Origin of the sequence: Archangium sp. (assembly GCF_036277355.1) — a bacterium.
In the GTDB taxonomy this organism is placed as follows: domain Bacteria; phylum Myxococcota; class Myxococcia; order Myxococcales; family Myxococcaceae; genus Archangium.
Genome location: NZ_DASUNC010000211.1, coordinates 65,650 through 78,371 on the forward strand (window position 1 = coordinate 65,650; position 12,722 = coordinate 78,371).

Annotated in this window: 10 protein-coding genes; 9 read left to right on the top strand and 1 reads right to left on the bottom strand. The window is 69.2% G+C overall.

From position 1 onward, the window contains the following. Nucleotides 1-274 precede the first annotated feature (274 nt). The 3 genes from VFZ09_RS51255 to VFZ09_RS51265 all read left to right on the top strand — a co-directional run bounded on the left by VFZ09_RS51255 (nt 275) and on the right by VFZ09_RS51265 (nt 2,059). Entirely contained in the window at nt 275-430 is a 156-nt protein-coding gene (locus VFZ09_RS51255; RefSeq protein WP_329735204.1) for a hypothetical protein, read from the top strand. A 139-nt stretch (nt 431-569) separates the two neighbouring features. Continuing rightward, complete coding sequence (locus VFZ09_RS51260; protein WP_329735205.1) at nt 570-1,664, top strand: pentapeptide repeat-containing protein; 1,095 nt, start codon at nt 570-572, stop codon at nt 1,662-1,664. Nucleotides 1,665-1,798: 134 nt separating this feature from the next. Then, the gene (locus tag VFZ09_RS51265) at nt 1,799-2,059 is read left to right on the top strand and encodes a hypothetical protein (protein ID WP_329735206.1); all 261 of its coding nucleotides are present in this window, start codon (nt 1,799-1,801) and stop codon (nt 2,057-2,059) included. Here VFZ09_RS51265 and VFZ09_RS51270 read toward each other — a convergent pair. Further along, nucleotides 2,049-2,243, bottom strand: coding sequence for a hypothetical protein (locus tag VFZ09_RS51270; RefSeq protein WP_329735207.1), 195 nt, complete (start codon nt 2,241-2,243; stop codon nt 2,049-2,051). The genes VFZ09_RS51265 and VFZ09_RS51270 overlap by 11 nt on opposite strands. 263 nt (nt 2,244-2,506) lie before the next feature. On the opposite strand from VFZ09_RS51270, the gene VFZ09_RS51275 reads away from it, so the two are divergent. The 6 genes from VFZ09_RS51275 to VFZ09_RS51300 all read left to right on the top strand — a co-directional run bounded on the left by VFZ09_RS51275 (nt 2,507) and on the right by VFZ09_RS51300 (nt 12,284). Continuing rightward, nucleotides 2,507-2,938, top strand: a complete 432-nt coding sequence (locus tag VFZ09_RS51275; RefSeq protein WP_329735208.1) for an abscisic acid-deficient protein Aba4 family protein — start codon at nt 2,507-2,509, stop codon at nt 2,936-2,938. A 102-nt stretch (nt 2,939-3,040) separates the two neighbouring features. Further along, the gene (locus VFZ09_RS51280; protein ID WP_329735209.1) at nt 3,041-5,356 is read left to right on the top strand and encodes an FAD-dependent oxidoreductase; all 2,316 of its coding nucleotides are present in this window, start codon (nt 3,041-3,043) and stop codon (nt 5,354-5,356) included. A gap of 172 nt (nt 5,357-5,528) precedes the next feature. Then, on the top strand, nt 5,529-6,647 hold the full coding sequence (locus VFZ09_RS51285) for a M23 family metallopeptidase (RefSeq protein ID WP_329735210.1): 1,119 nt from the start codon (nt 5,529-5,531) through the stop codon (nt 6,645-6,647). Between the two features lie 185 nt (nt 6,648-6,832). Further along, complete coding sequence (locus VFZ09_RS51290; protein WP_329735211.1) at nt 6,833-7,813, top strand: hypothetical protein; 981 nt, start codon at nt 6,833-6,835, stop codon at nt 7,811-7,813. Nucleotides 7,814-7,870: 57 nt separating this feature from the next. Then, a complete protein-coding gene (locus VFZ09_RS51295) occupies nt 7,871-9,853 on the top strand; it encodes an FG-GAP-like repeat-containing protein (RefSeq protein ID WP_329735212.1) in 1,983 nt (660 codons plus the stop codon). Between the two features lie 214 nt (nt 9,854-10,067). After that, complete coding sequence (locus VFZ09_RS51300; protein ID WP_329735213.1) at nt 10,068-12,284, top strand: LCCL domain-containing protein; 2,217 nt, start codon at nt 10,068-10,070, stop codon at nt 12,282-12,284. The last annotated feature ends 438 nt before the right edge of the window (nt 12,285-12,722 follow it).

Below are 12,722 nucleotides of genomic sequence, written 5' to 3' on the forward strand. Positions count from 1 at the left end.
GCTCCGCAGCCGGCCAGCACCGCGCCGCAGCTCACCACGAGGACTGCCGCTCGCTTGAACATTTTCATTTTCCCTTGCGTACTGGAGTTGGACGCCGCCGCCTGGGGGTTCCAGCCACGGCGGTGTCCCTGCCCGCGAGCACCCCTCGGGCCAACTCCCGGGTACTCCTGGAAACAGGGAGAGTCCTGACGTTTCCTGGTGAATCGCCCGTGGGCGCAAAGGGTTGCGCGCACGGAGCCCGGACCGTCCGAGTCTCGGACGGTGTGCACCCCCCATGCTGTGGCGGAGCAGCCCGGCGGCGCCCATGACGGCGGTGGCGAGGCGCAGGGCTCCGGCGGGGAAACGATACGCCCGCGCCGAGGCCGTCTCGCGCCGGGGCCGCCTGGCGCGCGGGCGCACGGTGGCGAGGCCCTCGCCCGCGCCCGCGTGAAGCGGGCCGCGGCAGGGGGGGCGGTAGCGGCGCGGGCCGCTTCCGGAAAAGCGATGACGTTGTCAGCAATTAACTAATTGTCCTGGAAATCTGTTTTCCGTATCCCTGGACACCAATTTCAGACCCGGGAGACTCCCACATGCGGCAAATCCTCGCATCCATTGCATTGTTCAGCGCCTGTGTCTCGGGGGGCTGTGGCCCGTCGAGCCAGTCCGACACGCGGCTCGCCCGGCACACCGCGGGGCTGGGTGACTGCGGCGCCCGAGGCCCGGGGGTGGACGTGTCCCTGTGCGACTTGTCCGGCCTGGACTTGAGCCAGCAGGACTTCACTGGCGCGAGCTTCTTCAAGACGACCCTCCAGTTCGCCAACCTCGGGGGCTCCGCGCTGGTGAACACGGACCTGCGCGAGGCAAACCTGACGCTCGCGGTGGCGGCGGGCGCGGACTTCACCGGGGCCAACCTCTCCAAGGCCAACCTCACCGACGCGGACCTGAGGAATGCCACGCTCGTCAACGCGCTCCTCCAGGAGGCCAACCTGTCCCACATCCTCTGGGACGGCGCGAACCTCACCGGCGCGGACCTGCGCCTTGCCCAGCTCACGGACGCCGTCATCACCCACGCGAACCTCTCTGGCGCCAACCTCTCCGGCCTCTCCATCACGGACACCCAGTTCGTGGGGACGAACCTGTCTGGCACCAACCTCACCGGGGTGTCCGGGGAGGATGTCGATCTCACCGGCACGGCGCTGCGCGGGGCCCGGCTGGACAACGCCAACTGGGTGCAGTCCGACTTCATCCGCGCGGACCTGTCCTGCCTGGACACGTCCACCTGCACTTCGCTCCAGGGCGCCGTGCTGGCGGAGACCGTGTGGACGGACGCCAACCTCACCCGCGCCAACCTCGATGGAGCCCAACTGGTGCTGGCCTCGCTGGAGCGGACGAACCTCACGGAGGCCTCCCTGGTGGATGCGGTCATGGAGAAGGCCCTGCTCGCCGGCACCCTCTTCGTGCGCGCCAACCTCACCGGCGCCAACCTGAAGGACTCCCTCGTCACGGGCGTCCTCCACCTGCGTGACGCGAACCTCACCGGCGCCAACCTGTACAACGTCAACCTCACGGCCGCGGACGTCTCGGGCGTCACCTGGAGCAATACGTCCTGCCCGGATGGGACGAACAGCGACTCCAACGGCGGCACGTGCGTGGGCCACCTGGCCCCTCCGGGCTTCATCCCGTAGCCTGCCCCACGCCCGGGTGGTGGACCTGGCTGTTCGAGGCCTCGCATCCGTCCGTCGGGCTGGGAGTCCTCATCCAACGGGGGAGCAGTTCCTGCCGGGCCAGCGCAAAGGTTGGCAGGAGGGCTTTCACCACCATGTCCACGCCCCTGTACGCGGGCATCCGCACCGTCCTTGCTGTTGGGACTGTCCTTGCAGAGGGTGGTGGTGCCGTTGCTATCGACGGTGAGCCACAGCTCACCCCCTCCTTGCTGAAGTACCAGGTGCCAGCGGTGGTGCAGGGCTCGGGCCTGCGTAGCTCGGCGACGCTCGGCTTGCCGTCGACGGAGTACTCCACCCACATCGCGTTGGCTCCGCCCGACACCGCCCACGGTCCACTCGCCCCCATCACCCCTTGAGGGATGCTGGCCCCCTCGAGCCCCCCAACTGCGTGACGCTCGTCCCGGCACACAGCGCCGCCTTCCCGGTGCCCAGCGGCTCATCGGGTGAGGCCAGCCCTGCCTCGGGCGCAGCGCCACAGGCCGCCAGCAACCCTCCACCCAGCAACGACAAGAGGGGACGGCGCATCGAGTTCCGTTTCATCGGAGCTTCTCTCTTGGCGGGAATTCCACAATAAATCGTATTTACAGCTTATTCCGGTCTGAGTCGATGCGGGGACCTTCGGCCGCCCCCTGGAGGAGGAGGGGCCCATCCGGACGCGGGGAGGCTTCCGGGCCCGGGGCCTCCCGAATCCGCCAGGGCCGGGCCCTGTCCGTCCCCAGCACCGGCGTCGTTCGACACTCCGCGCCTGACACGCGGTGGCTCCATCGCTAGGGTGACCGTTCACCTCCACCGGACCCCTGCCCGTGCCCGCACTCAAACCCTTGTTCCAACTGGCCAGCCTGGCCTCCCTGCTCGGCTGGCTGGCCCTGGCCGTCCTGCCGGGCTGGAGGCACACCGAAAGCCTGGTGCTCGGGACCAGCGTGCTGCTGATGATCGCCATCTACGCATGGCTGCTGAAAGCCGCGCTGACCCAGAAACCCGAGCCCGGGGCGGGCAGGCCCGGCTTCTTCACCCTCGGCGGCGTACTGGCCCTGCTGCGCAACCCCACCGCCGCCCTGGCCGCCTGGGTCCACATCCTGGTGTTCGATCTCATGGTGGGGCTGTACATCCGCCAGGAAGGCGCCCTGGCCGGTATCCGTCACGGGGCGCTGATTCCCTGTTACCTGTTGACCCTGATGTTCGGCCCGCTGGGCCTGCTGGCTTTTCTCGGCCTGCGATTGCTGTTGGGCGGCTGAGCTTGCACGGGGCTCGATAGCCCAGCAAGGCGCCCGTCTGTTGCTGGTGCAACCGGGTGGCGCGCTTTCGGACGATTGCGAGGGATTGGTATACTCGCCTCCATGCGACTGAAACACCTCTCGGGGGCCCTGGCCATCTGTCTGACTTTGCTCGTGGCGGTTCCGGCGCCGGCCCGGGCACAGAGTGAGGAGCTCTGGCTCGAGAGCCGGAGCAGCGGCACCCTCCAGAGTCAGACGGCCCTGCAGGCCGGCAAGGCCTACCGGCTGACCCTGCAGGGCACCTTCAGCCTCTGGCCGGACATCGCCAACCCCAGCCGGCTGGGAGGAGAGCCGGAGCGGGCGCCCCGCTTCCCGAGTCCCGGAGGCGCCGCCAACAAACAGGTGGGGCTCGACCCCGAGTTCGTCTTCGCGTGGCCGGTGGGCGCCTCCCATGACCGCACCAGCGAGCCGAGCCCTCGCAGGCAGGACCTCATCCAGATCAGCCTCGATGGCGGCAGGACCTGGAGGCATCCGGCCACCCCGGCGCCCTACGCCATGGGCTCCCACGAGTACCACTATCCGCTCACCGGCGCGGGCCAGCCGCTGCAACTCCGGGTCACCGGCGGCTCCCACTCCAGTTCCTACGGGCGGCTGAAAGCCACCCTCCAGCCCGCCACGCGGGAGGCTCCGGTCATCATCGTCGGCGCCGGATTGACGGGCCTGACGCTGGCCTACGAGCTCAAGAAGGCCGGCATCGACGCGCTGCTCATCGAGGCCTCCTCGCGCGCGGGCGGCCGCATCCAGACCGTCACCTTCAGCGACGGCGCCACGGCCGAGGCCCACATGGAGGAGTACTTCGCGCGCAGCCCCGCGGTGGCCCTGCTGCGCGAGCTCAAGCTGCCCCTGCTCGAGGACGTCGCCCACTCCTCGGTGCGCATCGATGGCAAGCTCTACCCCTACCAGGGCGGGGGAGAGCGCGACACGTACCTCGCCGGCATCTTCGATGCGCAGGAGCGCGCGGCCTTCATCGCCTGGCACAAGAAGGCCTGGGAGCTCTACACCCGGCTGCACGCCAGCCACTACGAGGGCAAGCCCCTGCCCGCGGACCTCGCCGCGCTCATGAGCATCAGCTTCGCCGACTTCGTCAAGCGCGACAACCTGCCCCGCAAGGTGAGCGAGTGGATTCGTGTCACCGTCGAGCCGGAGATGGCCATCGAGTGGGACAAGATCTCCGCCCTGGATGGCATTGATGAGATTCGCCTCTTCCTGGACACGCCCGAGGGCTTTGGTGAGAAGAACTACCACGTCGCCGGAGGCAATACGCAGTTCGTCGAGACGCTCGCCGCCCGGCTCGAGCCCTCGCAGTTCATGCTCAACGCCCGCGTGACGGCCATCGAGCAGTCGGACGCCGGGGTGAAGCTGCGGGTGCTCGAGAACGACCGCCAGTACATCGACGTGACGGGGCGCCTGGTCGCGGTGACGGTCCCCGTCCACCACCTGGGGCGCATCCAGTTCACCCCCTCGCTCGACGCGGAGACCTGGAAGGCCATCAACACCACGCGGATGGGCAGCTACATCAAGGTGCACTTCCGCATGGCCCCCGACTCGAGCAGCCTCTGGACGGTCAACAACGAGAACCTCCTCACCCTGCTGTCGGACACCCAGGCGGGCAGCATCTATGACGTCACGGACCTGCAGGCCAGCGGCCAGGGGACGCGCGAGCAGGTCGTCACCCTGCTGCTGCACGCCCGCTTCGCGCGCGAGCTGATGGGCAAGTCCCTCAACGAGGTGCACGACAAGAGCGCCGAGGCGCTCGAGCAGCTCTTCCCCGGGGCCCGCCAGCGCATCCGCTCCTCGGAAATCTTCGTCTACCCCTCGGCGGTGGCCTACTGGCCGCTGGAGCTCGGCCGCTCGCGCTTCGACGCGCTGGCCAACGTGCTGCGGCGCCCTCACGGCCGCCTCTTGATAGGCGGTGACACCACGGAGGACAGCCACTCGGAGGGGGCCGTCGTGGCCGCCCTGCGGATGAAGCGCCAGATTCTCGGGCTGATGCCCTCCCTGGTGCTCGGCTGCGGCCGCAAGGTGCGGCTCAAGTCCTGGAAGGGCGACTACCTGCAGCGCCCCGAGCAGCCCCAGGGCGTCACCACCCTGGCCAGTGGCGCGGGCACGGACTGGCTGGTCGAGTGCCAGTGCTCGGAGGAGAAGTTCCTGTTCAAGTCCTCCAAGGGTGACTACCTGTCCCGGCCCGACACGGCGCAGGGCGTCAGCTCGGCGAGCTCCGGCCCGGGGACCGAGTGGGCCTTCGAGTCCGACGGCAACAAGGTCCGGCTCCGCTCCTGGAAGGGCGACTACCTGCACCGGCCCGACACGGCACAGGGCGTCAGCACATGGCCCGGCGGCGTCACGGGAAACGACTGGCTGGTCGAGGCCGTCCCCTGAGCCGCCCGGTGGCTACACCCGGCGGCGCCGGCTGCTCTTCTTCGAGACACCCTTTCGAGGGGAAACTTCATTTTCCTGTTTACTCGGAAAGTGAATTGATTTCTACTCATCGTGTAAGAGCCGATTAATCGGACTTACCCACCGCTGCGCTCAACCCCCCCGAGGAGTCCCCGTGAGAACCCACCCCACCTCGTCCCGTACCCGGTTTCTTGCTTATGCCCTGGCAGTTGGATGCCTGGTTCCTGGAGGCTCCGCCCTCGCGGCTGGCGGCGCTCCGGCCCACAGCCCGGCTTCCGCCCACAGCGCGTACGAGGACGTCCGGTTCAACTTCGCGCTGCAGTATCCGTCGGACTGGAAGCTGACTCCGCGCACGGATGCGCCCGAGGCGCTGAGCGAAGTGCTCGAGTTCCGCGGCCCCCAGCTGGAGAACGGAGAGCAGGCCTACATCGCCATTGGCCATTACCTCGAGCCCATCGAGCCCACCACCACCCTCACGGATTGGCGTGCGGCCCGGGAGTCGACGTTCGAGCCGTCGGAGATCACGACCTTCGCGCAGGAGAAGCGGCTCATCGCGGGCCGCGATGCCGTCTACGTCGCCGCGAAGTCCCCGGTGACGGAGTACCAGCTCGTCAACATCCGCCAGGGAGAAACCGTCTGGTTCGTGTGGGCCAACTTCGGCGTGTCCGCGCCCCCGGCCCTCAATGGCATCTTCACGAGCATGGTGGCCTCGCTCCGGTTCGGTCCGCGCATGCCCTTCAGCCTCCGGGACATCTACGGGGACGCCCTGAAGGCCTCGCCCCCCTCCGAGCCGCCGATCAACGGCATCACCTCGGATTGGTGGTCTCCGGTCATCCAGCAGTACAGCGGCCTGCCGTGGAACGTGAACTGCGGCTCGTCCTTCCACACCCAGGGCGCCAGCTACGCCGCGGACATCGCCGCGACCTCGGGCTGGAATGCCCGGGCCTCCAAGGGAGGAACCATCGAGAAGTCGGGCTGGGAGGACGGGGGCTACGGCAACCTGGTGAAGATCAACACCACCTACCGTCACATCTACGCCCACCTGTCCTACATCTACCCGGGCATGACCATTGGCGCCAGCGTGGGCCAGGGCACCGCCGTGGGCCAGGTGGGCAACTCGGGCACCAGCGCCGTCCACCTGCACTTCCACGTCCAGAATGGCCAGTTCCAGGGCAGCTCGTCGGGCGTTGATCTGCGGGGCATGTATGGCTTCAGCGCCAACGGCTACTACCCCAGCGCCTGGGCGCTGTGCGGCACGATGGGACGGCCGTAAGCCGGGTCCACGGACTCGCCACCCTGACGTACCCGGGGCGCCCTGCTGTGTGGAGGGGGCGCCCCGTTGCCGTGGCCATGCGCTCGTCTCGCGCGTGCGCTGATTCGGGTCCTCGGCATCATCCGCCTCCAGCCCGCGCGGGTAGAGCTCGTCCAGCTTCGGACGCCCGCCGAGGGAGAAGCACCATGCACGCACTGCCGTCGTTGCGGAGGAGTTCCTTGTTGTTGCTCGCGCTCGTGTTGCTGGGGGTGCCTGGGCAGGCGCGCGCGCAGGCCACCGGCGGCTCGAACTTCGCCTGGTATTTCATCTCCGGCTGCGAGCGCGAGGCCTATGGGGCCATCGCCAACTACGACACCGCCAGGGCGCAGGTGGATCAGGCGCTGCGGGACATGTACGGCCGGGGTCAGCGCCGCCTGCGCATCCCCATCTATCACGGCCGTGGCCTCAATACCGGCACGGTCATGGACTCGACGGGGGGCGACCTCTCCCCGCGTCACCGCGGCAACCTCCAGGGCCTGCTCGCCGCGGCGAGGAGCATCGGCTTCGCCGAGATCATGGTCGGCTTCTTTCCGATCGGTCCCAATGCGCCCACCCAGTGGACGGGCTGGAACGAGGACCTCTACCAGGAGAACTGGAACCTGATCGTCAATCTGCGGCCGATCATCGCCGCCTCTGGCATCCATTACCGGATGGATCTGCTCAACGAGGGGACGCCCACGCCGACCCAGAGCGTGTTGCTGCAGTACACCCGGCGGCTGTGGAGCAACTACACCAGCGTGTTCGGGAAGAACGACACGCTGGGCTTCTCCATCATCGGTTCGGAGCCGGGCCGCATCTCGCAGATTCCCCAGGTGTATGGCGGCAACCTGCCCTACCTGTTCAGCCTCCACTTCTACGAGAACGCCTCCCAGCACTTCGTCAACGCCCACAACCAGATGAACCAGCTCGGGCTGTCCCAGGGGTGGATCATCGGCGAGGCGCTCTACAACGACGGCACCTCGGCGAGCCAGCTGCGCTCCGCCATCAACGCGACAGGCCGCACCGTCTTCTACCTGGCCCAGTGGCCGGTCCGGCTTCCGGCCACCTGCGCCTCGCCCAGCGCCGGGCTGGGGGTGAACGTCGCGCCCCCCGTCGATTACAACGTCTACCTGGGCTACGGATTCTGAGCCGCGGGTGCCGGACAGGCTCCGTCCATGTCCGCTCCCTCGAGTAGAGAGCTCCCCATGCGTCATTCCTCGAGCCTGTGCCCTCCTCTTTCGCGCGCGGCGGGCGCATCCGCCCTGCCCGGGCTGCTGCTCATGGCCCTCGGGCTGCTCGTGCTCCCGGGCTGCGGCCCGACCGGGGCGGCCTCGCGGGAGAGCGCATCGGCGGAGCAGCCCCTGGTGGGCTGCGGGCTGGTGGACTCGGGACCCGTGGTGGCGACCCGTCACTACCAGGTCATCGAGGGCCTGCGCATCGTGAGCAACGCCGGGCCGGCGGTGGTGGTGAGCAACCTCACGGGCGTGGTCATCCGCAACAGTGAAATCCACCATCGCGGCGGCCCCGGCATCCACTTCGCCAACGCCCCGGGCCTGCGCATCGAGAACTCCCTCATCCTCCACGACGGCGCGCCGCCCTCGGGGCCCAACCCCTCGGACGGGCTGAACAACATCCAGGGGTTCAACTCGTCCGGCGTGGTCATCCGCGGCGTGCGGGTGGTGCGGGGCTCGTCGGGGGTGTACCTCCAGGAGAGCCCCGGCGCCTGGCTCAGCCAGCTCGAGGCGCACGACATGCGCGGGCCCTTTCCCCGCGGCCAGTGCGTCCAGTTCAACCGCTCGCATGACTCGGTGTTGGAGGACTTCTCGTGCGAGAACCCGGCGAGCACCTCCTGGCCGGAGGACAACATCTCGGTCTTCCAGTCCTCGCGCGTGACGGTGCGGCGGGGGGTGGTGGACGGCAACAACTCGCCCTCCGGGGTGGGGGTGATGTTCGAGCTGAGCGACGGGGTGGGCTCGGGCGGGCTGTGCGAGGACGTGGAGGCGGTGCGTCAGGGCAACGGTTGCTTCTCGGGGTACCCGGCGCGCGGGGTGACGTTCCGCCGCGTGGGCTGCCGGGACAACCTCTGCACGGATCAGGGGCGCGGCGAGCCGATGTCGGGCGGCCTGGCCTTCACGGCCAGCCCGGACTCACAGGACCTGAGGCTGGAGGCCTCGCGGTACTGGAACCTGTGCGGGCCGCTCTACTGGTACGGGCCGGCCTTCTCCCAGGTGGAGCTCACCGCCACCGACTTCACCCCCCGCCCTCCGGTGCGCCTGAGCTTCTGCTGGCAGACGAGCGTGGAGCAGGCCGACCTGGACGGCCAGGGCCGCGGCGATCTGTTCTGCTACGAGGAGGGCACGCAGCAGGGCCGGGTGGCGCTGTCGACGGGCGGCGCCTTCATGGACGCGGGCGTCTGGTCCACCGGGTGTGGAGGCCCTGCCCTGGAGGTGGCCGACTTCACGGGGGACGGCAAGGCGGATGTGCTCTGCCGCGCTGGCACCGCCCTGCGCGTGCAGCCGTCCACCGGCACGGGCTTCACGGCCAGCAGCTCCTGGCTGGACTCGGCGAGCTTCGGCGCGGGCTGCACCACGCTGCTGGCGGGCGATTTCAACGGCGACGGGCGCAGCGACCTGTACTGCCACGAGGGCAGCAGCATGCGCAACCGGGTGGCGCTGTCGACGGGCAGCGCCTTCACGGACGCCGGCACCTGGTCCACCTGGTGCGGTGCCCAGGTGGGCGTGGGGGACTTCACCGGCGATGGCAGGGACGACATCTTCTGCCACTACGGCAACATCACCCACGTGCAGCCGTCCACGGGCAGCGCCTTCGTGGACGGGTACGTCTGGCTGGACTCGGCGAGCTTCGGGGCCGCGTGCTCCCTGCTCGCCCCGGGCGACTTCAACGGTGACGGGCGCAGCGACCTGTACTGCCACGAGGACAGCACGATGCACAACCGGGTGGCGCTGTCGACGGGCGGCGCCTTCGCGGACGCTGGCACCTGGTCCACCTGGTGCGGTGCCCAGGTGGGCGTGGGGGACTTCACCGGCGATGGCAGGGACGACCTCTTCTGCCACTACGGCGACATCACCCACGTGCAGCCGTCCACGGGCAGCGCCTTCGTGGACGGGTATGTCTGGCTGGACTCACCGGCCTTCGGCGCGGCGTGTAGCCTGCTGATGGCACGGTAGGAGGGCAGGCCCGGTTGGCCCTCTTCGAAGACGTCGAGGTCGAGCTTGCGGCCTTCCCGCGGGGGTTGGCCGCATCACCCGACTGTCCACGTAACCAGGGAAAGCCCACGGGCCGGAAATGCCCGGGAAGTCACATTTCTCCAGGCATGTCTCTATCGGCATGGACGAGCCCCTTGCCGGGGCTCTCCTTCCTTCGAAAGACACGAGCAGAGACATGAATACACGTGGGACGAAGTGGGGCCTGCGGTCCTGGGCCCTGGGGGTGTGGCTGGTGGGGGTGGGCTGTGGCCCGGCCTCCGGGGAGCTGCTGACTCCGGAGCAGGTGGAGGCGCCAGGGGCGGTGCAGCAGGCGCTCCAGTGCACGCCCTGTCCCTCGGATCTCAAGAGCTATCGGGGGCAGAACGGCCTGCAGTACACCTGTCATTGCACGGCCGCGGACACCGCCTCCGGCTGGGTCTGGGGCACGGATGTGTACACGGATGACTCCAGTCTGTGCCGCGCCGCCCTGCACGCGGGGGCCGTCTCCCCTGTCGGGGGCCTCGTCGTCGCCACCATCGCCCCCGGCCAGGACAACTACAGCGGCTCCTCCCGCAACGGGGTGGGCTCCTTCCCCTTCAGCAACTGGTACGGGAGCTTCTCCGTGGCCGCTGCCACTTCGGCGTGCAAGCCCTTGTGCCCCGCCAACGCGAGCGCGCTGCGCGGGCGCAATGGCTACCAGCTCGACTGCGAGTGCCCCGCCTCGGCCACCACCTCCGGCTCCCTCTGGGGCACCGGCGTCTACACGGACGACTCCAGCCTGTGCCGCGCCGCCGTCCATGCCGGCGCCCTCACCACCGCCGGAGGCCCGCTGACGGCCTACATCCAGCCCGGCCAGACCGGCTACACCGGCTCCACCCGCAACGGGGTGACGTCCAGCGCCTACAGCGGGAGCTGGTCCGGCAGCGTCCGCATCGCCCAGCGCTACCCCGAGCGCCCCCCCATGCGCATCAAGGCCCTCCAGCCGGATGGCTGGGCCAACAAGGATGAAATCTCCGGCCACAACACCGGCGGGGTGGTGGTGAACCTCGTCTGGCTGCGCTGGGAGCCCACCCCCAAGGCGGCCCCGTGCGTCGCGGGCGAGGCGGAGTACGCGGGGCGCTGCTTCGTGGTGAACGCGGCGCTGGAGAACGACGTCCGGGAGTGGAACGCCCGGGGCATGGCGGTGACGGCGGTGCTGTACGGCGTGCCGGACTGGGCCCGGGTGAACCGGCCCTGCGGGAAGACGGGCAACTTCGCGCGCTTCTGCGCGCCAGACAACCCCGCGGACTTCGGCCGCTTCGCCGGCATGCTGGCCCGCTACTTCAACGGGCTCGAGGGCCATGGCCACATCGCCGACTTCGTCCTCCACAACGAGGTGAACGCCAACGAGTGGTTCGACATCGGCTGCGGCAGCGGCCTGGGCGCGTGTGACGCGCAGCGGTGGATGGACGAGTACGCGGCCAACTTCAACGCGGCGTATGATCGCATCACCGCCGAGCAGCCCAACGCCAAGGTGTTCATTCCCCTGACGCACCACTTCGGCCCGGAGCTGGACGCGCCGGGCGCGTTGAGTCCGGTGCTGTCGGCCAGCACCTTCCTCACCGGCTTCAACGCGCGGCTGGGAGGACGGGCCTGGCGGGTGGCGCACCACCCCTACCCGCCCGGCAAGGGCCCCCAGTTCTCCGCGGAGGACTACCCCCGGGTGACGTATGGCAACCTGGGCGTGCTCGCCGGCTGGCTGCGCAAGAGCTTTCCGGACAAGCCCTGGACGTGGGAGCTGCACCTCACCGAGAGCGGCGTCAACTCGCTGGCGCCGGACTCCAGCGAGGGGGCCCAGGCCACGGCGGTCTGCGACTCGTTGCGCAACGTGCTGGGCACGCCCGGCATCGAGAGCTACGTCTACCACCGGATGATGGACCACGCCGCCGAGGTGGCGCAGGGGCTGGGGCTGGGGCTGCGGCGGGGGGATGGGAGCGCCAAACCGGCGTGGGCCACCTGGGCGCTGGCCAACCTGGACACGGCCTCGCCCCCGCAGCTCTCCTGCGGCTTCGAGGAGCTGCCCTACACCCGGCTGCGGCGCTACAACTCGCCCACCCGGGGCCATTGGACGTCCTCGCGCCTGCCGCCCGCGGGCTTCACCCTGGAGGGCGCGTGGCGGCTGTGGCGCGAGCCCCGGCCGGGCACCCACCTGCTGTACGAGTGCCAGGTGGGCGGGCACAACCTGGTGTCGGTGGACGTGAACTGCGAGGGGCTGCTGCCGCTGGGCCCGGTGGGCTACGCCCATGACACGCAGGTGGCGGGCACGGTGCCGCTGTACCGCTGCCGGGTGGGCGAGCTCACCGACCACTTCGTCTCCGGCGAAGGCTGCGAGGGGTACACCCAGGAAGGGCTGCTCGGCTACGTGTTCCCCTAGCCACTCGCGGGCCCGCCGCCGCGGGGAGCGTGACGTTGCCGCGGCGAACGCGGGGTGCCCTTCGAGGTGAGGAGTGGGTTCGACTCGAGGCGGCGGGCCACCTCTATTGGAAGCGGCGGGAATCGAAGCCGCGCCGGGCGGTGCGAAACTCCCAGCAGAATCGCGCCCTTACCTCGCAACCGCCTGGAATGCTTGGGAGTCGATATCCCGCCGCATCCCCCCTATCCCGCCCCGTTCCGGCCCATTCCGCATGCTCCTGCGACATACGTGCAACATGGACCTGCCCCTTGCCCCCGCGCCCTAGTGGACTGTCCGACAAGTTTTTCAACATAGTCAGGACAGGTGCCGGTCCACCCACGAGTGCATCTTGGCGCGAGTCCAGGACCAGGTGAAGGGGTGGGCGTAGAGGCGGTTGTACTCGGGCCAGCTGGCGTCGAG